This window comes from Cytobacillus sp. NCCP-133, assembly GCF_026011715.1.
Taxonomy (GTDB): domain Bacteria; phylum Bacillota; class Bacilli; order Bacillales; family Cytobacillaceae; genus Cytobacillus.
Genome location: NZ_BRVM01000005.1, coordinates 104,087 through 125,365, shown reverse-complemented (window position 1 = coordinate 125,365; position 21,279 = coordinate 104,087). Strand labels below are relative to the sequence as shown.

23 protein-coding genes and 2 pseudogenes are annotated in these 21,279 nt (G+C 40.8%); 5 read left to right on the top strand and 20 right to left on the bottom strand.

Annotated elements, in window-relative coordinates; all coding sequences use genetic code 11:
* Positions 1–34 precede the first annotated feature (34 nt).
* From zupT to NCCP133_RS08625, 6 genes and pseudogenes are all read right to left on the bottom strand, one after another.
* Positions 35–844: a zinc transporter ZupT gene (gene zupT / locus NCCP133_RS08650; protein ID WP_264804527.1), complete on the bottom strand. Its 810-nt coding sequence runs from the start codon at positions 842–844 to the stop codon at positions 35–37.
* Positions 845–1,199: 355 nt separating this feature from the next.
* A pseudogene (gene pepF / locus NCCP133_RS08645) lies at positions 1,200–2,956 on the bottom strand (oligoendopeptidase F).
* A 287-nt stretch (positions 2,957–3,243) separates the two neighbouring features.
* Positions 3,244–3,666 carry a DUF1801 domain-containing protein gene (locus NCCP133_RS08640; RefSeq protein WP_264804526.1) on the bottom strand — a complete coding sequence of 141 codons (423 nt, stop codon included), beginning with the start codon at positions 3,664–3,666 and terminating at the stop codon, positions 3,244–3,246.
* 231 nt (positions 3,667–3,897) lie between these two features.
* Complete coding sequence (gene wrbA / locus NCCP133_RS08635) at positions 3,898–4,509, bottom strand: NAD(P)H:quinone oxidoreductase (RefSeq protein WP_264804525.1); 612 nt, start codon at positions 4,507–4,509, stop codon at positions 3,898–3,900.
* A gap of 101 nt (positions 4,510–4,610) precedes the next feature.
* On the bottom strand, positions 4,611–5,219 hold the full coding sequence (locus NCCP133_RS08630; RefSeq protein ID WP_264804524.1) for an alpha/beta hydrolase: 609 nt from the start codon (positions 5,217–5,219) through the stop codon (positions 4,611–4,613).
* A gap of 127 nt (positions 5,220–5,346) precedes the next feature.
* Positions 5,347–5,775: a MarR family winged helix-turn-helix transcriptional regulator gene (locus NCCP133_RS08625; RefSeq protein WP_264804523.1), complete on the bottom strand. Its 429-nt coding sequence runs from the start codon at positions 5,773–5,775 to the stop codon at positions 5,347–5,349.
* A 477-nt stretch (positions 5,776–6,252) separates the two neighbouring features.
* Between NCCP133_RS08625 and modA the strand changes: the two genes are divergently transcribed.
* Both modA and modB read left to right on the top strand, forming a co-directional pair.
* Complete coding sequence (modA, locus tag NCCP133_RS08620; protein WP_264804522.1) at positions 6,253–7,011, top strand: molybdate ABC transporter substrate-binding protein; 759 nt, start codon at positions 6,253–6,255, stop codon at positions 7,009–7,011.
* On the top strand, positions 7,011–7,664 hold the full coding sequence (gene modB / locus NCCP133_RS08615) for a molybdate ABC transporter permease subunit (RefSeq protein WP_264804521.1): 654 nt from the start codon (positions 7,011–7,013) through the stop codon (positions 7,662–7,664). The genes modA and modB overlap by 1 nt, the downstream gene beginning before the upstream one ends.
* A 244-nt stretch (positions 7,665–7,908) precedes the next feature.
* Here the strand turns inward: modB and NCCP133_RS08610 are convergent, their stop codons facing one another.
* Together NCCP133_RS08610 and NCCP133_RS08605 are read right to left on the bottom strand one after the other, a co-directional pair.
* Positions 7,909–8,052 carry a hypothetical protein gene (locus NCCP133_RS08610; protein ID WP_264804520.1) on the bottom strand — a complete coding sequence of 48 codons (144 nt, stop codon included), beginning with the start codon at positions 8,050–8,052 and terminating at the stop codon, positions 7,909–7,911.
* Positions 8,030–8,170, bottom strand: a complete 141-nt coding sequence (locus NCCP133_RS08605) for a hypothetical protein (RefSeq protein WP_264804519.1) — start codon at positions 8,168–8,170, stop codon at positions 8,030–8,032. Before NCCP133_RS08605 ends, NCCP133_RS08610 begins: the two co-directional genes overlap by 23 nt.
* A 127-nt stretch (positions 8,171–8,297) precedes the next feature.
* Between NCCP133_RS08605 and NCCP133_RS08600 the strand changes: the two are divergent.
* A pseudogene (locus tag NCCP133_RS08600) lies at positions 8,298–8,627 on the top strand (magnesium transporter CorA family protein); the annotation flags it as partial.
* Positions 8,628–8,733: 106 nt separating this feature from the next.
* Here the strand turns inward: NCCP133_RS08600 and NCCP133_RS08595 are convergent.
* The 8 genes from NCCP133_RS08595 to NCCP133_RS08560 form a co-directional block, all read right to left on the bottom strand.
* Positions 8,734–8,925 carry a hypothetical protein gene (locus tag NCCP133_RS08595; protein WP_264804518.1) on the bottom strand — a complete coding sequence of 64 codons (192 nt, stop codon included), beginning with the start codon at positions 8,923–8,925 and terminating at the stop codon, positions 8,734–8,736.
* Positions 8,926–9,158: 233 nt separating this feature from the next.
* Complete coding sequence (locus tag NCCP133_RS08590) at positions 9,159–9,818, bottom strand: haloacid dehalogenase type II (RefSeq protein WP_264804517.1); 660 nt, start codon at positions 9,816–9,818, stop codon at positions 9,159–9,161.
* A 32-nt stretch (positions 9,819–9,850) separates the two neighbouring features.
* Positions 9,851–11,311, bottom strand: coding sequence for a sensor histidine kinase (locus NCCP133_RS08585; protein WP_264804516.1), 1,461 nt, complete (start codon positions 11,309–11,311; stop codon positions 9,851–9,853).
* Positions 11,292–11,981, bottom strand: a complete 690-nt coding sequence (locus tag NCCP133_RS08580) for a response regulator transcription factor (RefSeq protein ID WP_264804515.1) — start codon at positions 11,979–11,981, stop codon at positions 11,292–11,294. The genes NCCP133_RS08585 and NCCP133_RS08580 overlap by 20 nt, the downstream gene beginning before the upstream one ends.
* Before the next feature lie 71 nt (positions 11,982–12,052).
* Positions 12,053–12,238 (bottom strand): hypothetical protein, encoded by a 186-nt coding sequence (locus NCCP133_RS08575; RefSeq protein ID WP_264804514.1) that lies wholly within the window; start codon positions 12,236–12,238, stop codon positions 12,053–12,055.
* A 165-nt stretch (positions 12,239–12,403) separates the two neighbouring features.
* Positions 12,404–13,774, bottom strand: a complete 1,371-nt coding sequence (locus NCCP133_RS08570) for an MATE family efflux transporter (RefSeq protein WP_264804513.1) — start codon at positions 13,772–13,774, stop codon at positions 12,404–12,406.
* A gap of 272 nt (positions 13,775–14,046) precedes the next feature.
* The gene (locus NCCP133_RS08565) at positions 14,047–14,409 is read right to left on the bottom strand and encodes an ArsR/SmtB family transcription factor (RefSeq protein ID WP_264804512.1); all 363 of its coding nucleotides are present in this window, start codon (positions 14,407–14,409) and stop codon (positions 14,047–14,049) included.
* Complete coding sequence (locus NCCP133_RS08560; RefSeq protein WP_264804511.1) at positions 14,409–14,825, bottom strand: SRPBCC family protein; 417 nt, start codon at positions 14,823–14,825, stop codon at positions 14,409–14,411. Before NCCP133_RS08560 ends, NCCP133_RS08565 begins: the two co-directional genes overlap by 1 nt.
* Positions 14,826–15,008: 183 nt before the next feature.
* Between NCCP133_RS08560 and NCCP133_RS08555 the strand changes: the two genes are divergently transcribed.
* Positions 15,009–15,806 (top strand): DUF169 domain-containing protein, encoded by a 798-nt coding sequence (locus tag NCCP133_RS08555; protein ID WP_264804510.1) that lies wholly within the window; start codon positions 15,009–15,011, stop codon positions 15,804–15,806.
* A gap of 111 nt (positions 15,807–15,917) precedes the next feature.
* Positions 15,918–16,514, top strand: a complete 597-nt coding sequence (locus tag NCCP133_RS08550) for a class I SAM-dependent methyltransferase (protein WP_264804509.1) — start codon at positions 15,918–15,920, stop codon at positions 16,512–16,514.
* A 207-nt stretch (positions 16,515–16,721) separates the two neighbouring features.
* On the opposite strand, the gene NCCP133_RS08545 is transcribed toward NCCP133_RS08550, so the two are convergent.
* The 4 genes from NCCP133_RS08545 to NCCP133_RS08530 all read right to left on the bottom strand — a co-directional run bounded on the left by NCCP133_RS08545 (position 16,722) and on the right by NCCP133_RS08530 (position 21,276).
* The gene (locus tag NCCP133_RS08545) at positions 16,722–17,894 is read right to left on the bottom strand and encodes a phenylacetate--CoA ligase family protein (RefSeq protein ID WP_264804508.1); all 1,173 of its coding nucleotides are present in this window, start codon (positions 17,892–17,894) and stop codon (positions 16,722–16,724) included.
* On the bottom strand, positions 17,894–18,682 hold the full coding sequence (locus tag NCCP133_RS08540) for an ABC transporter ATP-binding protein (protein ID WP_264804507.1): 789 nt from the start codon (positions 18,680–18,682) through the stop codon (positions 17,894–17,896). Before NCCP133_RS08540 ends, NCCP133_RS08545 begins: the two co-directional genes overlap by 1 nt.
* A 256-nt stretch (positions 18,683–18,938) precedes the next feature.
* On the bottom strand, positions 18,939–20,117 hold the full coding sequence (locus NCCP133_RS08535) for an ABC transporter substrate-binding protein (protein ID WP_264804506.1): 1,179 nt from the start codon (positions 20,115–20,117) through the stop codon (positions 18,939–18,941).
* Between the two features lie 97 nt (positions 20,118–20,214).
* Positions 20,215–21,276: a branched-chain amino acid ABC transporter permease gene (locus tag NCCP133_RS08530; RefSeq protein ID WP_264804505.1), complete on the bottom strand. Its 1,062-nt coding sequence runs from the start codon at positions 21,274–21,276 to the stop codon at positions 20,215–20,217.
* Positions 21,277–21,279 lie beyond the last annotated feature (3 nt).

Genomic DNA, 21,279 nt, shown 5'->3' with positions numbered 1-21,279 from the left:
CTTGTGAAAAGTGGCTGCCTTTTGTTTAACATGTTTAGATAAAAAGAAGCAAACTAAGCGCCATAACCGCCATCCCGGCAACAAGGCCATAAATGGAGGTATGTGCTTCATCATATTTTTTCGCTGCCGGCAATAACTCATCAAGTGAGATGAATACCATAATACCGGCAACCGCAGCAAAAATGACACCAAACATGATATCGTTTAAATAAGGCATTAAAATCAAATAAGCCACCAATGCGCCTATTGGTTCCGATAGTCCAGATAAAAAAGATAGCTTAAAAGCTTTCTTTTTGCTTCCGGTTGCAAAATAAACCGGTACAGATACAGCAATTCCTTCTGGAATGTTATGAATGGCGATCGCTGTTGCTATGGCAATCCCTAAGCCTGGGTCCTGCAGTGCTGATGTAAAAGTCGCAATTCCTTCAGGAAAGTTGTGAATGCCAATAGCAAGCGCTGCAAATGTCCCCATTTTTAATAGTCCCTGATTCTCCACAACCTTGCCATGATCATTCATTTCTTCCACTGTTCTCACTTCATGCGGATTTTCTCCTTTAGGAATAAATCGATCAATTAATGCAATCAGGATCATACCGCCAAAAAAGCCGCCGACGGTTGCCCAGTTCCCGTTTACTACACCCATTGCCCCTACAAGTGCATCCTTCGCTTTAACAAATATTTCAACCATGGAAACATATATCATGACCCCTGCAGAAAAACCAAGAGCTAATGACAAAAACTTTGTATTGGTTCTAGAAGTAAAAAATGCCATTAAACTGCCTATCCCTGTCGCTAATCCCGCAAACAACGTTAAACTAAACGCAAATAATACTTCCTGCGACATTTTCTTCTCTCCTTTTTTATTGCCGCCAAAAAGTTTCCCTAGAGAAACTTTTGTGCTAAAAAAATATATATTCATTTTTTATAAAAGTATATGCGCCTAACTGAAAAAGTTTACTTTGGTAAACATTTTATCTCCAAGGCAAACGAAATGCAATGAAAAACACTGTGTTTCTGTAAATCTATAAAGCTATTTTTAAAATTTTCCCTAGTTATTATAAGATTCTCAAACAAAAGTGTGCATAAGTAAAAGACATCTTTATTTCTAAAAAAATTTCATGAAATAATAACCTTTAAACTAAATGAAAATCCCCTGCCCGAAAATACCATACGGGAGGGAATGGTAATGCCTTCTTAATTCAATTATTGCTGCTGTAACTTTCTTCAAGCTCATCAATCAGGCTGCCGACATGAGCAACTGCCTCTCGGATTGGATCCTGTTTGGACATATCTACGCCGGCCTTTCTTATTAGTTCAAGAGGCTTTAATGTTCCTCCTGCTTTTAAAACTTCCAGCCATCTTTCGACTGCAGGTATTCCTTGCTCAAGGATTTGTTTGGATATAATTGTTGAGACAGTCAATCCTGCTGAGTACGTATATGGATACAATCCCATATAATAGTGGGGCTGATGCATCCATGCAAGTCCTGCTCCTTCATCCAATTCCACCGAGTCACTCCAGAAGGATTTCAGTACCTCTCCTTTTTGCTCGGATAGCAGACTTGCTGTTAGCGGTTCTCCATTCTCGGCAAGATGATATACTCTCCTCTGCAGTTCTCCTTCCAGCAGATGCGTGACAAAATTATGGTAATAGGTTCCAAGCTGCTGAAGAATGACCCATCGCTTCGTTCGGCTATCATTTGTTTTAGAAAGCAGGTGGTTGCTCAACAGCATTTCGTTCATTGTGGATGGTGCTTCAATAAAATATCTTGATGATCTTGTATTGATCATTCTTTGGTTTTTTCCAGCCAGGTAAAAATGGCCGGCAAGACCACCAAGTTCATGTACAAGCGTAAAAGCACCGCGCATGGTATCTGGCCAAGTCATCAATACATAGGGATGTGCACCATACGGGCTGGAACAGAATGCTCCTGTTGATTTGCCAACGTTATCTGCATAGTCTACCCATCTTTCAGAAAGAGCTGTATGAATCATCTCCATGTATTCAATACCCATAATCTCCAAAGCTTCCTTCACAGTTTCAGCTGCTTCCTCATAGGTTGTCTCCAGTTTGAAGGCCGGATCAAGCGGGGCCTTAAGATCGGCAAACGTCATCTTTTCCAAGCCTAAGACCCGTTTCTTCAGATTCGCAAACTTGCGCATATGTGGTGCTAATTCCTCCTGAATCACATCTAACTGGATATGATACATTTCTTTCGTAACCAGCTGTTGCTGAAGCAGCATATCTGTAACAGAATCGTAGTTTCGCGATCTTGCCATGGTTACTTCATGATTCACATTCGCAGAGTAGGCTGCTGCAAATGTATGCTTATACTGATTCAATGTTTTATTAAAAGATTCGTAGGCATTTCTGCGTATCTCAGTGGATGGAGAGGAACTATATTTTCCAGAGTACAGTGCAAATGAAAGCGGCAATTCATTTCCTTCTTCATCTGTAAATGATCCAAACTGCATATCTGACATTTTCCCCGGTTATAAATGGTAAAGAGGCACTAAAAAGTGAGCCAAGCGCAGCCAGGGTTTCTTCTGTTTCCTTCCCGAGTGCATGTGGTTTTTTTTCATGCAAATCCTCTAAATACTTTTTATAAGGGGTAAGCTCCGCCTCTTCCTCCAGATACTTTTCTAACTTCCCATCAGGAATGGCCAGTATTTCCGCTTCTACAAATGAAAGTGCTGCATTTAGTTCAGAACGTGCATCTGAAGCTTTTGCTGCATCTTTCTGTCTTTCAGTCTCAGTGTGATCCCGACAAACGCAGGTCTGCATACATAGAAACAAGGTTAAACCGTTCCAACAGATTTTCTCTTGCCTCCAGGCAATGCAGCAATACGTTAGCATTCTCCTTTAGCCTGCCTTTATACTTTGTGACGCTCGAAAAACCTTCTTTTACCGCTTCCAATTCTTTTTCCCAGTTTTCCATTGATTCAAATAATGCCATCAAGTCCCACTTTTGACCATTTAGTACATCTTTTTCTTTTCATTCTACTTTTTGCTTGATCACTCATCATGTAACCTCCATCCTATTTTATTCGTTTCCTTATTTGCACTTATTAAATCCTATACCACAACATAGGACCAGTACCCTTTTTAAATAGTGTAAATTGGATGGCCCCAAATAGGCTCTTAAGTCCTATATATTTACAGCATGTCTAAGAGCATTTTACAAATAAGCCCTTAAATATTAAGAGGCAATCTTATCGACTTCTCTTTGCCAGAGCCAGGATTCTATTTCTCCGGGTAGGTCTCTCTTAAAAATGTAATGGATTGATGAATTAATTCCTTTAAGACTTCTACATCTATATCGGCCACTTTGTTTATGTACACACACGCTTTTCCTGAAGTATGTTTTCCAAATTTCTCAAGCAATTTTTCGCGCTTTGGGTCACCTGTCGCAAAATATAAGCTGATTTTTGCTTTCCTCGGTGAGTAGCCAACAAGTGGTGCATCCCCTTCATGCCCCGTCGCATATTTGTAATGATAAGATCCAAACCCAATTATGCTCGGTCCCCACATTTTCGCCAGATAGCCAGTGGTCTCTGTAAAAAGATCGAGGAGCTTATAGGCATCCTCCTGTTTTTTGGGACTTTCCACTTTTTCTATAAATTCAAGAACACTATTATCATTCTCTTTTGTTTTTAATTCGTACATTTACAGAGCACCTCCATAATTTGATGTGTAATACTTCTCTATATTTGATCTGATTCCTTTAAAAAAAGTTATATTAAAAGCTTCAGCTTTTCGCCACTGGTTCTTTGACAGGCTCTCCTGCGTTATTGCAAAAGTGTAGGGGCTCTTCTGCTATAAACTTAATTTTGCTTTCTTCAAAACATAATAAAGAGAGCAATTGGCAAAAACCAATTGCTCTCCTAGCCAAATCAATTATTGATTTCCTTTTTTAACCCATTCAGCAACAGTGATTGTTCTCTTTGCCTGATATTTAACGGCTTCTTTTACGTCTTCAATCATTTTTCCGTCCTGATCTACGGTTACGCTTGTTCCATAAGGGTTTCCTCCAGCGCCGAAAAGAACAGGATCGGTGTAGCCAGGTGTCGCGACAATTGCGCCCCAATGATACATCGTTGTATATAGTGAAAGGATCGTTGCTTCCTGGCCGCCGTGCGGATTTTGTGCAGAAGTCATCGCACTTACCACTTTATTAGCCAATTTTCCTTGAGCCCAAAGTCCGCCTGTTGTATCCAGGAACTGTTTCATTTGAGATGGCATATTGCCGAATCTCGTTGGGACACTAAAAATGATGGCATCTGCCCATTCCAGATCATCATGGGTTACTTCTTTTACATCTTTTGTGGATTCTACATGTGCCTTCCATGCGGGATTGCCTTCGATTGCAGATTGCGGGGCAAGTTCAGGAACCTTTAATACCTTTACTTCTGCACCTGCTTCCTTTGCCCCTTCTTCAGCCCATCTTGATAATTGATAGTTTGTCCCCCCCATGCTGTAATAAATAACTGCCAATTTAATGTTTGCCATATCGATCGACTCCTTTTTAGTTGAATTACCGAATAACCTTGATAATATCCCCATGTTTTTTATCACCTATTCTTTCATTATCTTCCCTTTTTCCTCATCCATTAACATTTTTTCTGTTTATACCAGCTTGCCGCTGCCTGCACTTCGCCAAAGGTTAACTGGTGTCCTTGATTTTCCCAATGAAGCTCTACTTTAGCACCTGCATTCTCAAGGAATGTCTTTAAATCATTTGACTCCTCTGCAGGACAAATAGGGTCATTGTTTCCAGCAGCAATAAAAACTGACTTTCCGCTTAAATCAGGCAGCTTTACCCCTCGTCTTGGCACCATCGGATGATGAAGAATTGCCGCTTTTAATGCATTTTGGTAGTGAAATAATAAACTGCCTGCAATGTTTGCTCCATTGGAGTAGCCAACCGCCACAATATTCCCTCGATTAAAACCATATTCTTCTGCTGCTTTATCTAAAAACTCATTTAACTCCTTCGTACGGAAAACAAGATCTTCTTCATCAAACACTCCTTCAGCCAATCTTCGGAAAAATCTGGGCATGCCATTCTCCAGTACATTTCCACGTACGCTCAATACTGACGCATTTGGGTCAATGTGGCCGGCAAGCGGAAGCAGGTCTGCTTCTGTACCGCCTGTTCCGTGCAGCAATAATAATGTGGGATTTGAAGGGTCCTTCCCTTTTTGGAAAATATGTTTCATCTTATTGTCTCCTTTGTCAGTCCAATTCTCTTACTTCGAAGGGGATCAATCATCGTTCAATGCGATCTCTTCTGGATTCATACTCTCTAATTCAAATATTTTTATTTCGAGATATTTACTAAAAACATTATTTTTCTGTTTTCCGCTTAATTTTTTCAAGCAAATTCTTTAGATTTTCCATTTCAACGGGGTTTAATTCTTCAAAAAAAGAATCCACCCACCCTTCATGCTTAGGCATAACCTCCTCAAGGAATTCATTTCCTTTGTCTGTTAATGCTATATGAATTGCACGCCGGTCTTTAGGACATGCAACCCTTTTTGTTAGTTCTTTCTCCTCGAGTTTATCAATCACATAAGTCATCGACCCGCTCGTAATTAAAATTCTTTTCCCAATCTCATGGATTGTCTGCATGTCTTTGTGATAAAGAGCCTCTAATACCGAGAACTCTGTCATGCTTAGACTGCAGCTGGTGATATTTTCCCTAACACGTTCCTGAATAGACTTCGATGTTTGCATTAGAAGCAGGAATGTTTGATTGGGGCAATGCCGAGCCATTTTATCACCTTCCTTAATACTTCGAATTAAATTATCTTGAATTCAAGATAATTATAAATCAGATTTATGGCCTTGTCAAACCATGCTTCGATTGAAAACCTATTTATCTCATTCCACATATTGACACCCTCTTAAACATAAAGGTATATTTAAATGCCAATGCTTCGTGTAAGTAAACGCCAAGCGAGCAACTTTCCTGCCATACTCACTTATCAGCCACTCTACCCGCTTTTCCTTATTGAGATCATCCTTATTTTCGATCTCCGCTCTCTTTCTCTCAATCACCTTCCACACGCTTTCATCTATTTAGACGGGAAGCTTTCTTATGGTTGAATACTATTTTCATACAACCCTTATCATTACATTTATAGTAGAACTTCAATGTTTTTCACGGTGATCATTCCCGGAATAATCGTTGATGGTGTTATAATGACTTTATATAAAAATCTTACATAATTACGGAAGGTACGGATTTTAATGAGAGTAATTTTATTTGCGGTGGTCTTTTTAGCGTTTAGTTTAGCGCTTAGCGGATGCAGCCAGGAAGAAAAGAAAGAGGAGAAAATTTATGTAGCAGCTGCTTCCGATTTATACCATGCCCTATCAGAAATAGGGGATGAATTCACGGAGGAAACAAAGATTGAGGTTGAATTTACCTTTGGCTCAACCGGCCTGCTTACACAGCAGATCCAGGAAGGCGCACCGTTCGATTTGTTTACAGCAGCACAGGAGTCTTATATCAATAAACTAATTGATAAAAATGCGATTGAAAAGGATTCAAAAGAATATTACGCATTAGGAAGAATCGCGATTCTAAGCAAGGATTCCGACGGTAAGCCAATCGATTTAAATGGCTTGTTAAAACCGGAAATTAAAACGATAACAATCGCCAATCCTGAGCATGCCCCATATGGAAAGGCTGCAAAAGAAGCCCTTGAATTTGCGGGTATTAGGGATGATATTGAACCTAAAATCGTCTATGCTGAAAATATCAGACAAGCCTATCAATATGTGGAATCCGGCAATGCGGATGCAGGAATTATTGCATATGCACTTCTCCAGGAAACTGATTTGCCATATGAGCTCATAGATCCAAAAGCTCACGCACCAATTAAACAAACACTTGGAATCCCTGTTCATTCGGAGAAAAAAGAAGAAAGCAAGCAATTTGCAGAATTTATTCTGAGCAAACAGGGCCAAAAAATTTTAATGAAGTATGGGATTGATTTGCCATAATGGAAAATATTATTACGCCATTAATGATGTCATTGAGGATTTCTATTTTCGCAACCCTATTATCTTTTGTAATTGGGATTTTTTTATCCTGGTGGTTTGCTTTTAAGAAAAACAAACTGACGAAGTTTTTATCAATCATTGTAACTATTCCACTTGTAATACCGCCAACTGTTTTAGGGTATTATTTAATTTTGCTGCTTGGGAGAAATTCTTTTATAGGGCAATGGTTTGAAGCAATGACCAGAGGGCCGATCATTTTTACATGGAAGGCTGCTGTTATTGCTGCAATGATCGCTTCCCTGCCCTTACTGATTAGCCCAATACAGGCAGCTTTTGAATCTATCAATAAAGACACCGTAGATGCTGCGGAACTTGACGGATCCAGCCATTTTCAGCTGCTGGTCTATATCATTATCCCCCTTTCATATAAAGGAATTCTGGCCGGGCTGGTCCTTGGTTTTGCAAGGGCAATGGGGGAGTTCGGTGCAACCTTGATGGTCGCGGGAAATATCCCCGGTAAAACGCAGACACTATCTATCGCCATTTATGATGCTGTCCAGGCAAACAGAATGGCAGATGCTCATCTAATGGTTATCATTCTAACAAGTGCTACGATATTCTTTTTGTATATCATTCATAGATGGTTTAAATAAATCAGCACCCCTCAGAAGAAAGGGATGCTGATTTTATTGTTTAATGGAATAGCTGTATATGGATTGTTCACCGATTTTCCCAATCTTTCTCCTGCCTGTACCCTGAAAACCTGCTTTTTCATATAATTTTTTCGGCAGCATGATTTCATCTGTTCACTGCCAAAACTACCTCACTGCATTCCGGAAATTCCCTCTTTAGAAATGAATCGAGCTTTGACATGCCTTTCCGGGCAAATCCTCTTCCTCAATAGACTTCCGCTGCTGATTTATCTAATGGGAGCAAGAAACCGATTGATGCCCCTTCGCCTACTACCTTTACTAAAAGTTCTGTTAATCCAGATAAGTACCCTTCTATTGATTCAATCTCAAGTATCTCTATATTCCCCAAGCAGTTCACCCTTTTCTCTTTTCAGTCTTTTAACCTCTTCTTCCAAGTAATCAAGGCGTTTATAGATTCGATAGAAAATTGGGAGATACGCAATAATCACAATGATCAACCACCACATAATCGTGTCTCCTTTCCTAATTACTCTATTAACAATAAAATTCCTTCCCGAATTATTAATTAGAAATTTTCAGTAATATGAAGCTTTATAAATTTTGGTTGAAACCCCTAACTTCTGAATACCAGTCCTAAAAAATAAAGAATTGTATGCTTTTCTGGCATTAGAAAAAAGCCTCGTTTATTTTCCGACCTCATTGAAGTCAAATAAAGTTGTGCTGCAAAAAATCCTGCGCATGAATTATGTAAAAATGTATGAAAAGGACAAAGATCTGCTCGAAGATGTTATGGTTGAAAACCAGCAGGCAATTGAAATGGCAGAAGCGTATAGTTCAATTTTAAGCGGAATGATGGACGCCTTTGCCTCAGTTATTTCCAATAATCTAAATATGGTCATGAAATTTCTCACATCGGTAACCATTATTCTGGCTCTGCCCAAAATGGTTGCAAGCTTTTTTGGCCGGACCTGAATTTCCTGCAGCAACACAAACAACATTGCCGGCATCCCATGCAGCATTCACAGCTTTCACCATTCTCCCAGCAGATTCTAAGATAAGTTTTCTCTGTTTATCGAGTCTTTTTTTCATAGACTGCTTCCTTAATCTCTTTATCCTCCCCGCCATCCAATAGATATTGCCACTGATTAATTGCTTGTGATAGAATCCATAATGCTGTCTCTTTTAGCAGTTCTATGATTTCTTCATTATCCTCTGCACTTGCGATTCTAATCTGATAATCTTCAAGAGTATTAACCCGCAATTTCCCCCAACCTTTTTTAACGGAAAACCCTATTGGTTTGAGACTCTTTTTCCTGACCATCAATATATTCAAAAATATCCGATCCTATTTCCCCATGGGTCTGCAAAGGCTGCCCATTTTATAAGAACTTCTTTTCTTTAAAAAAATAGCATTTGATTCGCCTAAAAATTTATCCTTGATTGAATAAATATCATTCAATCAAGGATAGGAGGCATTTTTCAGGAATTTTCTACTTACAGCTTGTCAGCCAGTTCTTCCAAATTCCTGATCACTACGTCAGGGTGTACCCCTAGCTCATCAAAAGGTTTGTTAAAACGGTTTATCCAGCACACTCGGAATCCGAATGTCTTTGCTCCTGCTGCATCCCACGGATTGGAAGTGACAAAAAGAGCTTCATTTTTATCAATAAATAATTTATCTATTCCCAATTCATATACACCCATATAAGGCTTATAGATTTTCAGCTCATCCACACTAATTACATCACTGAAGACTTGTGTTAAGCGTGCATTTTCCACAAGCAGATCCAGCATGGCCTGAGTGCCGTTTGATAAAATTGCCAGCTTGCGGCTATTCAATTTCTCTAAAGCCTTCTGAACTTCAGGATAAGGATTCAAATGCAAATATTCCCTCATTAAAGCACTGCGGACTTCCTTTCCAGCATCCAGACCGAGCGCTTTTAATGCGTAAGCTAGTGCATCTTCAGTGACCTTCCAAAAGTCTTCATATTTGTCCATCATGGAGCGGAGCCAGGTGTACTCAAGCTGCTTTTGTCTCCAGGCTTCACTTATCTGCATCCCTCGATCCGGAAAATACTGTTCACATGTTTCTAAAACAGAGTGAACGTCAAATAGTGTTCCATATGCATCAAAAAATATTGCTTTTACATTCATTCAATTTCCCTCCTTGTATAAAACAAATAATCCTATTCATGTCTATATACAATAGAATGGCTCTCTTCACCTTCATGAATCTCTTCCCATTCGATTATAAAAGAAGTTCCATTTTTTGAGCTTTCTTTTAATAGCAAATTGGCATTTAATGCTCTTAAAAGCAGTTTGCTGAAGGGCAATCCCAAGCCTAGCCCTCTAACTTTCAGCTTTTTTTGCTCTCCGCGATAAAAGCGTTCAAAAATGAATGGCTGCTCTTGGTCAGGTATTCCTGATCCATTGTCATGCACTTCAATAGCCTTTTCCCCTACAGTGACCGTAATGACCCCATCTGCATCAATCGCTTGGACGGCGTTATTCAGCAGATTGATTAACACTTGCTGCAGGCGATAGGGATCCGTAGTCCTGTAAATAGTGGTATCGGGAACCTTGACCTTATATTGAAAATCCCCTTTTTGTGTCACTGCCCATTGGCGGACAATATCCTCAATCAGCTTATTCATATCGCAGTTTTCTGGCCTAATGGAAAAAGCGCCAGCTGATAAGGAATTAAAATCAAGCAAGTCTTCAATCATTTTCTGCAGGCGATTGACTTCTTTTAACGAAATATCAAGGAACTCCTGCTTCTCATCACCGGTAACAACATCATCCCGGACAGCCTGAATTAATCCGCTGATCGATGTGACCGGTGTTTTGAGATCATGAGTGACGCCGGCAAGCAATTCTGCCCGGAGTTTTTCCAGATGCATGAGACGGTCCGTCATTTCCTTAAACGAAGTAATCAAGTCATGGATTTCTTCCTCATTAGCAGATGCTTTTAAGTCAATGTCATAATCTCCTTCGCTTACCTTGGAAGCAGCAAAAGCGACTTCCTGAATCGGCCGTGAAATTTTCCGGGACAGAAAGTAAATCACGCTCCAGCCAAGCAGTCCAAGTCCAATAAGCATAATTAATAGGAGCCGGTACTCCTGATTGACGTTCGTCAAATCATCAGCATTCTGAACGACGACAACCCAGCCTACTTGACTTTCATTTACCAATATTGGCGCCTTAACTGTATATACAGCCTGGCCGTCTTGTATCTCCAGTTTTTTAACATTCTCTTCACCGTCGACCAGTTCAGGCGGCAATGTTCCAAGTCCAGGTCCAACTTGGCTGTTTCTCTGCATGCGTCCGGCTTTTTTGTAAAGAACCTGGCCATCTAAGTCACTGATAAAAACCTGTGGCTCAAATTTAAATTCAAGCAATTTTGCCCTTTCTTCCAGCATTCGGTTAAAAAATGGGTCAAATTCAAGATTGCCGTCCTGTTTCACCACACGGTCTGCAGTTTCAACAGCTAAGTACTGCATTAAATTCAGCCGATTATCAAGAGTTTTCTGCCTGATCCACCACATAGAACCGGCCGCTAAAATCAGGAGTCCTGCTACAAGGGTAAATAAATAGCGGGTCGTCCAATATCGCAGCAGCGTGGTCCGTTTATTTTTTTTTGTAAACATGGAATTGGTACCCCATCCCTCTCAGCGTTCGTATCTCGCCTTCTGCATCTGGCCATTCGGATAATGCCTGCCGAATTCTTTTGATGGCCAAATCAACTGCACGGTCGCTCCCATCATAATCCATTCCCCAGACATGCTCAATCAGCTGTTCTCTTGTAAAGGTCCTGTTTGGGCTCTTGGCTAAAAATAACAGCAAGGATAAATCCCTCGGGGTTAATGTAACTTCTTTTCCATTCAGGAAAATAGTATGCGAATCAAAATGAACGGCCAAACTGCCAAATTGCTTAATATGTTCATCCTGGTATATATCTGGAGAACGCCTAAGAACAGCGTTTACTCGCGCAATAACTTCGCCCCCGTTAAAAGGCTTAGAAATATAATCATCTGCACCTGTATTCAGGCCTTTTAATTTGAAATCAATGTCACCCAGTGCAGTCAGCATAATAACAGGACAGGCGCTTTTTTCTCGGATTTTTCCAAGTACACTCCAGCCATCCATTCCAGGCATCATGATGTCCAAAAGCACGAGATGAGGAGATTCTTTGAAAAATAATTCAAGTGCATCTTTCCCATTATAAGCTGGAAGGATTTCAAATCCTTCACGCTGTAAATAAGCGCATAAAACTTTGGATATGGCCAATTCATCTTCGGCGACAAGGATCTTTTTCATTGTTCAGTCCTCCAATATTCTTACTATACAAAAAAAACCGAATTTGTATATACGGGAATTTAACTAATTCTTTATAGTATGCCTGCAGAAATCTGCTCGGCTTCACTTTGCCCATCGGTGATTGGCTGATCTGTTGTGCTTTCCTGGAATTTACCGCCATGGCCATGGCCTTTGCCTGGATCCTTAAATCCCATACCATGCCCGCCTTTCATGCCTTTTCCACTCATGCCAAACAGCTGGATACGTTCCTCAAGCACTTCCTGCAACTTTTCACTATACTGTCTTTTTTAATCTTATACCCTACTAGGTTTTTATTCTAAGACAGAGCATTATCATGCCCTGCTTTTACTATATAGGCCTTTTATGTCAGGAAGATGTCAGTCAAAAAAAATCGCCTTGGCCAATTTCGGCCAGGCGATTTTTTATACTGCTTCTTCTACTTCATTCCTAACAAACTTTCGTTTCTGAATGTAAATCAGCCTTATGGACAGACAAATACCGGCAGCAAGCAGCCCAATTGTCAGCCCAATCCAATAGCCTGTTGCTCCCATGCTTGTATAATGGGCCAGGACATAGCCTACGGGAAGACAGATTAGCCAGTAGGCAATCAGTGTCACGATAAAGGAAATATTGACATCTTTATATCCCCTTAAAGCGGCTTGTGTGGTAGCCTGAATGGCATCGGAAATCTGAAAAAACAAAGCATATATAAGAAAGTGGGCAGTCAGGGCGATAACTGCACTCTCATTGGAATAAAGTGCTGCTACCTCATAACGGAAGAGAACAACGAGCAAACCGGTTAACAAGGCAATAAAGATTGCCAGGTAAATACCGAGCCAGCTATAAACCTTTGCATCTTTGTATCTTCCTGACCCTACTTCAAACCCAACTAAAACAGTTTGTGCCATCGAAATGCTGATCGGAATCATATAAAGGAAGGATACGATATTTAATGCCGACTGGTAAGCAGCAATCGTGGTTACATTGAATTTACTGATTAAAATGGTCACAACTGCAAACATGCTCGTTTCAAAAAAGATTGACAGCCCCATAGGCACGCCAATTTTTAAAAGCTCTTTGCAGCGCTCCCATGAAAAATCATTGAAGCTGCTAAAAATATTGTAAGCCGAGAATGGCTCTTTCGTTTTAATAATAAGAGCTGTCATGGCCAGTATGAACCAATACGTAAAAGACGTGGCATAGCCTCCCCCCGCTCCTCCTAACTCAGGAAAACCCCAGTGGCCAAAGATCAGGACATAATTCAAAATGAAACTGAATGGCAGTGAACAAAATAAAATCACCATAACCACTCTAGTCCTTCCTAGTGCATAAATAAAAGATCTTAATACGTTAAAAATAAATAAAGGGATAATTCCAAAGCTGAGCCCCACTAAATAGCCCCTTGCCGTTTCTTCCACATTTCCCGGCAAATTCATGCTGTCCAATAGAGGATTCAGCAAAAGTGAACCAGCCAAAATCACGATCACCGCAATGATAAAGCCCAGGTATACTCCATTTTTCACAACAGAAGTAACTTCTTTATTCTTCTTTTCGCCGAATCGCTGTGCTGCAATCGGTGATACAGCCATCAAAATCCCGCTAAGCCCAGTAAAGACAGGGTTCCAGATAGAAGAACCAATCGCAACCCCGGCTAAATCGGAAGCATTATACCTGCCAGACATAATTGTATTAAAAAAGACCATTGCAAACATGCCCAGCTGCGTAATTAATATTGGGATCAGCATAATCGAAATTTGCCTGATCTTCTCCTGTAAAGTGAATGTCTGATACATCGCTAAGATCTCCTTAAAAATAGTAAACACAAGTTTTATTATATTACATCTTTTAGCGGAAAGACCTAACTTTTTTATCAGCCAGCAGTTGAATCAGAAGTTGCTGATCGTTTGGAAATGTTGATGCCTTCGTTTTGTTGCTGATATATTGAGTAAGATGATGATAAAACTTAAGAAGTTGCTGAAAACCTCTGTTTTCGACTAAAACCTATCATATTTTGGAGCTATTATTTCACAAAAAAAGAAAAAGAGCCCCACCCTTTTTCTAAGATTCATTCATATTTTTCATTATTTTCTACGATTTTCAACCTCTCATCGCCATCTTCAACAAGGTGTTTAAGCTTAATTAGCTTATTATTCCAGAATTGTTCATAAAACGAGAGCCACTGCTTCAATTCAGTCAGCGGTTCGGGCTGCAAATGATAGATTTTTTCCCTTCCAACCTTTCTTCCGCTAACTAATTCAGCCTCTGTTAGGATGTAGAGATGCTTTGAAATAGCTGTACGGCTTATCGGAAAATGAGCGCTGATCTCAGAGATAGGACGTTCTTTTTCTGCCAGCAGCCTTAGGACCTCTCTCCTCGTCGGATCGGCAATTGCCTGAAACACATCATGCTTCCTGGCAGATGAGCTCATTACTTTTCTGTAACCTTGCCAAGCTTTTCGAGAATTCCAGTCCATCCTTGAGACATTCTTTCCCGTATAACCGCACTGCCCTGTCCTGCTTTCGCAACAATTTCATCAGGCTGTTTCCATCCCCCATGGATTAGCGTAAATTCTGTTTTTCCGCCAAGGTCTTTTAAAATAAATGAAACAAACCAGCCATCTGTATCCCATGTAAAAGAAAGCTTATTTGGCTCATCCAATTCAGTTACCTTGCATGGTGACGGTCCAAAAGGGGATTGCAAATGAAACTCGTAATCCAGTTCCGGCTTAAAATCATTTGGCATAAACCAAGCTTCAATTCCTTCAGAGGTAGAAACTGTTTTCCAAACTTTTTCAATTGGCGCATTCAGTATTACAGTTTGTTTAATATCCTGCAGTGTTTGCATTAAAAAGTCTCCTTATAGATAAAATACAACCTTTTGGTTTCATTAATTATTATATATAACCTTTTGGTTTCATGTCAACCGTGCTTTATAACTGTTCCCAAAATAAACACTTAAATATGCAGGTTAAACCATATAATTTACAGAATACTTACTAACTATTAGTTGTTATTTGGAGGTATAACGATGGAGCAAACAAGACCTGCACAAAAGCTGTCAGATTTGGAAACAGCAATTCATTCATACGTGCGCCCTGACACCTTTCCGCTTGCAATTCGTGTTATGAAAAAAGAAGAAGTCCTGCCTGAATGGGTAAAGCGCCCTGCCAAGGATTTTGGAAAAACGTTCAGCATTTGCCAGGGGGTGACGATGGCCAGGAGATACGGCTGGGCCCTTGCCATGGGAGGAGAGGATTTATCCTGTCCGATTGCTAAAATTGCATTTGGCTTTGAAGAAGAACTTGATTATTATACAAAAGGCAGCCTGACAGATGGCATGTACACTAAAACCTGTAATCTTGGTGAATTAACGGAAGCGGCTGTTCCGAAGTTTACAAAAGACGAAGCTGGGACTGTTTTGATTGCCCCACTGGGAAGGGCTTCATTTGAACCGGAAGTGATCACTGTTTATGCAAATTCAGCACAAGTAATGAGAATGGTTGCCGGGGCCCTCTATCATACTGGCGGAGAAATCACTTCAAGTTTTACCGCCCGTGCCGACTGTGCAGATATCGTCATAAAAACCATTAAGACGAATAAGCCTCAAGTCATCCTGCCTTGCTATGGTGATCGGGTGTTTGGACAAACCCATGACCATGAAATGGCTTTTACCATCCCTTTTGCCATGGCAGATGCGTTCATTGAAGGATTACAGCAGACTCACAAAGGCGGTGTCCGCTACCCTGTTCCTACTTACCTTCAGTATGAAGCAAAATATCCGGACACCTATGAGAAACTGAATGATATGTTCGACAGCAACCTTTAAATACTTTTGGCCGGGACTCCTAAACGGAAATTCCGGCTTGTTTCGCTTTTATTAAAAGGTACAATAGAGTAAAGAACGCAAACGAGAAACGAGAAAAGAGATGAATGACAATTGGTCAACTTCTTTCCATCCATTTACGACCTGGCCATGCAGCCGCTGGAAAAAAGTAAATTTCAGAAAATAAGAAAAGGGATTCTCTCCAAGGCTACTGGCCGTGTACTGGAAATCGGGGCAGGCACCGGAGTTAACTTCCCATTATATAAGCACGCTGAACATGTTGACGCCATAGAACCAAATGAGGGAATGATCGAACAGTCCCAGCCAAGAAAGGCAGCTGCCGCTGTTCCCATCCAAATCCACCGGCAATCAGCAGAAAATCTTGATTTCCCTGACAACACATTTGATACCGTTGTGGCTACACTTGTTTTCTGTACAATTCCCAATCCTGAAAAAGCACTCAGGGAAATCTTAAGAGTAAGCAAGCCAAATGCAAAAATTCTATTCTTCGAACATGTAAAAATAGACCAGCCAGCCCTTGCTTTTGCTCAAGAAATCTTGAATCCGGTCTGGAAACGTGTTTGCGATGGCTGCCACTTGAATCGTGATACACTGAAAACGATCCATGATTGTGGATTGCAGGTTATAAAAGTAACTTCTCATTATAAAGGCTTGTTTTTAGAGATCGAAAGCGAGAATAAGATTAATTGATGAATATGGTCGTTTATTTTTATAGCGGCCATGTTTATCTTTGTATTCCAATATCACAGTTGATCTCGCTTATTGACTACCTTTCTACTCTTCACTATCACCTTTTCGACGCTAATCCAGCTCATTAACTACCTTTTTACACCTCATTCCCACTTTTTCGTCGTTATTTCAATCCATAAAAAAGAAGGCTTTAATAGCCCTTCTTACTTAAACCTTCTTTAATTCGTAATTCCGCTTATCTGCCAGTTTTTTATCATCCTGCTGCAGGGTACCCGCTGCTGCTTTTTCAAGGAGTGGTTTCACCCTGATTATATCCTGGATTTTTGATGCTAGACCAGGTTCCAATTCCCCATCAAATTCTACCAAAATCTTAAATTCATCCGTCCCGCTTTCATTTGAAACAATGGCCTGGAAAAATGGATAGCCTGCTTCTTCCATTACTTGAGCTAATTGTTCTTCCCGGACAAACATTCCTTTCACTTTCACTCCATCACTAACACGCCCGAGCACTCCGGCGATCCGCTTCCCTTCATATCCTTGAACCCATCGGGATAGATCGCCTGTCCCAAACCGGATGAGCGGATAACTTTTATCAAAAAGAGTAACAACGATCTCTCCTTCTTCGCCTGAAACATCCTTTCCGGTAAGCGGGTCACATATTTGCACAATGACGGAGCCTGTTACTTTTAACCCTGGACCTTGCTTATCTTCAAAAGCCAGGCACCCGCAATCCGCTGTACCATACCCTTCATATACTGTAATTCCACTGTCTTCGCATCTTTTGCGCATCTCTACAGTCAACATTTCTGCGGTAAAGAAAACCTTTTTAATCAAGATTTCTTTTCCGATTTTCCATCCCTTATCTTCAATGGCATCCAGCAATAGATTAAAAAAGCTTGGTGTTCCCACATATCCGGTCACCCTTACATCCCTCATCAGCTGAATTTGCAGCTCCCGGTTGCCTGTTCCTGCAGGGACGACAGTCGCACCAATTTCGCGAAGAGCCGAATCAAACATAAAGCCGGCTGGTGATAAGTGATAGGAAAAAGTATTTTGGACAATGTCCCCTTTCCCAAAGCCGGCTTCTTTAAGTGCCTCTGAAAAACGCCAAAAATCCTTATCATGCGTTTGCGGATCATAGATTGGGCCAGGCGACATAAAAATTCTTGCCATTTCACTCGGCTCCATCGCTGCCAAATTTCCAAAAGGCTGGCTGTCGGATTGAAGTTTCGGCAGACGATCTTTTTTAAGTACTGGAATTTTTTCAAGGTCACTCGCAGATTCTATTTCTGATGGAGATATGCCTGCCGCATCCATCTGCCTTTTAAATCCACTGGCGTTTTCATATGCATGCTGGATCACATTCTGCAGGTTTTTCACTACAGCCACCTCTTCCTTCTTTTATACGATTTAATATCTTTATAGCTTTTCCGGCCCTTATCACCCATTCCAAGATAAAATTCGCGCACATCCTGGTTGGAAAGCAATCGTTCCACCGAGCCATCCATCACAATCCGGCCATTCTCCATGATATATCCATAGTCTGCAATGGATAGTGCAACATTTGCATTCTGTTCGACCACCAATATAGTCGTTCCCTCTTCCTCATTGATTTTCTTGATAATGCCAAAAATCTCTTTTACCAAAAGGGGTGCTAAACCTAATGAAGGTTCATCCAGAAGAAGAACTTTTGGCTTTGCCATGATTCCTCTTCCAATGGCGAGCATTTGCTGCTCCCCGCCTGACAAATATCCTGCCTGGCGATGCTTCAGTATTTCAAGCTTCGGAAAATAATGATAAACTTTCTGGATGTCGCTCTTAATATTTTTTCGGTCCTTTCTTGTATGTGCTCCCGCAACCAAGTTATCATCCACAGAAAGATGCTTAAAAACACGCCTGCCTTCCATGCATTGAAAGATGCCTTTCTTTACGATTGTTTCGGCGTCGCTAACATCAATTCTTTCCCCGTACAATTCGATAAATCCATCTGTCACTTCGCCGTTTTCACTTTTTAACAATCCGGAAATGGCTTTTAGTGTAGTTGTTTTCCCAGCTCCATTGCTTCCTAGCAAGGCAACGATTTTACCCTTGGGAACAACCATCGACATCCCCTTTAAAACAAGGATGACCTTGTCGTACATTACTTCGATATTGTTAATAGTCAGCATGCTTTGTCCTCCTCATTTCCCAAACTGGTTGATTCTCTTTTTATCATATCGCTCCAAGTTTATTCTCCAATTTTCGTCGTATATTCGCTAAATCCGACATTTTCTTAGCTAGATTCATAGCTTTATTCGCTGATGTAATCCTTTGTTCGCTAATTCCGTCATTTATTCACTAAGTTCACAATTCAGCAGCCAACATCATTGGCATTCAAATAAAAAAATAACAGGAGACGGGTATAAAACCTCGCCCCCCATTTTTTTAGTAGCCGATATAATCTGTAAACGCTTCAAACTTGCCGTTCCTTACTTCGGCCAAGCGAATTTGGTTAGTTCCTGCATGGTTGTCAGATGTGAAGGTTACTGGTGCAGCCAATCCGCCAAGATCAAGGTTTGAAATCTTTTCAAGTCCGGTTCGAATGCCTTCCCCTGTTGTTGGATCTTCAGCAAGTTTTATCCCTTCGACCATAATCTTGGCAGACACCCAGCCTTGGATAAACTTCTGGTTTTTATCTTCCAATTTTTCGCCCTTGCTCTCAACAAACTTCTTAACATCTTCCATACCTGGCAGATCTTCGTATGGGAATGCATGTGTTACGACACCAATGAAGCCTTCCGCTGCATCTCCAGCAATTGGAAGCAACCCTTCGCCGGTTGCCCAGTTTAAACCGATAAACTGTGTATCAAGTCCAAGCTTTTTCGCATCTTTCAAAATCGTTGCTGTTGCTCCCCACGTTTGCTGAATAATCGCATAATCAGGGTTTTTCTTTTCCATATTTAAAAGCTGTGAAGTCGCATCAAGCGCCTGAAGGTCCACAATTTGCTCATCAACTACTTCAATGCCTATTTCCTTGGCAAAATTCTTCGCATCTTCGACAGGTGATTTGCCGAAAGCAGTATCATTGTAGATTAAAGCAACAGTCGGCTCTCCCTCTTTATGGTTTTCTTTGATCCACTTCAATACAGATCTTGCCTGATCTGAATAAGAAGCGGCTGCCAGGAAGTTATATGGACTTTCATCAATATTTTTTATGTTCTCTGAGTAAGAAGCTGAAATGAAAGGGAGCTTGTCGGCAGCTACCTGCTGGCGAAGGGCTTCAGTATCGCCTGTCCCCCATCCTAAAATGGCCGCTACTTTATCTTTGGATTTTAATTTTTGATAAAGTTTCTGCGCTTCTGGAATTTTGTAAGCATAGTCATCACCGATTAGTTCCAGCTTATAGCCATTGATCCTCTCTTCTGCAATAGATTCAAAAAATGCTTTTTCCCCTTCTGCATATGGTGTTCCTACATCACCAGTTCCGCCTGTCAGGTCAAAAATACCACCGACTTTTACGGTACCTTTCTGATCACCCGCTGCTTGTTCGCCGCCTCCTGAACAGCCAGCCAGCATCCCAGTCATTAGTGTTGCCGCAAATAAGCCTGCCCAAAATTTCTTCATAATGCTCCCCCTTTATTACCTCATTTTTATTAAAAATTGAAAGTATCTTCTTTTAAATAGAATACTTTCAAAATTTTCAGAAATTATTTCCCGGGAATTAATAGGAAAATGGCCACAATTTAAAGTAGTCTTTAATGTTTTTCCATATTTTCGCTAATCCCTGAGGTTCATATATTAAGAACAAAATAATCACCAGACCGAAAACGACTTCCTTCATGCCTATTAAGACTGCTGATAAATCAGGAAAAACACCGCTCAGCATTTCTACCCCTGACCTTAGTAAAACCGGAAGCAATGTGATAAACACCGCTCCATAGATGGAACCGAATACACTGCCTAATCCCCCTACTAAGATGATGGCCAAGTATTCAATTGAAACTGTAATGCTGTACAATTCCGGACTTACAACCATTGTGTAGTGACCCAGCAAAGCACCGGCAATTCCCACGAAAAAGGAACTTACAATGAATGCTAATACCTTGTATTTAAATAAATCAATCCCCATTACTTCCGCTGCCACATCACGGTCACGAACTGCAATAAATGCGCGGCCAACCCGTGATCGGAAGAGATTCAGGGAAAAGATCGTTGTAATTACAAGCACAACAAACATTAAATAATAATAGCTTTGCTCACTGTAAAAAACGAAACTGCCTAATTCAGGTCTGGATAATACCATTCCGGCTGTTCCTCCAGTCAGTGAATCCCAGCGTGATATCACAAACAGGATGATCACCTGGGCTGCCAAAGTAGCGATTGCTAGATATAACCCTTTCAGCCTTAGAGATGGTAACCCGAACAGGCCTCCTACAATGGCCGTGACAATGCCAGCTGTCGGCATGGCAATCCAGAAGCTAAGCCCAAGCTTTGCTGTTAAAATAGCAGAGGTATAGCCTCCTACACCTAGGAAAGCACCCATCCCTATGGAAATCTGTCCTGTAAAACCTGTTAGAATGTTTAGCCCAATAGCTCCAATCGCTGCGATTCCGCAAAGCGTTGCCAGGCCAATGATATAATCGGATGCAAACATTGGAAATACAGCAAAGACAGCCAGCAGAATAAAAACACGCATCCTGACTCTGGAAATTTTCCAGATGGCCATATCTTGTTTATAATTCACATGAAATTCTCCACAATCCATTACAAAAGGATTTCTCATCGT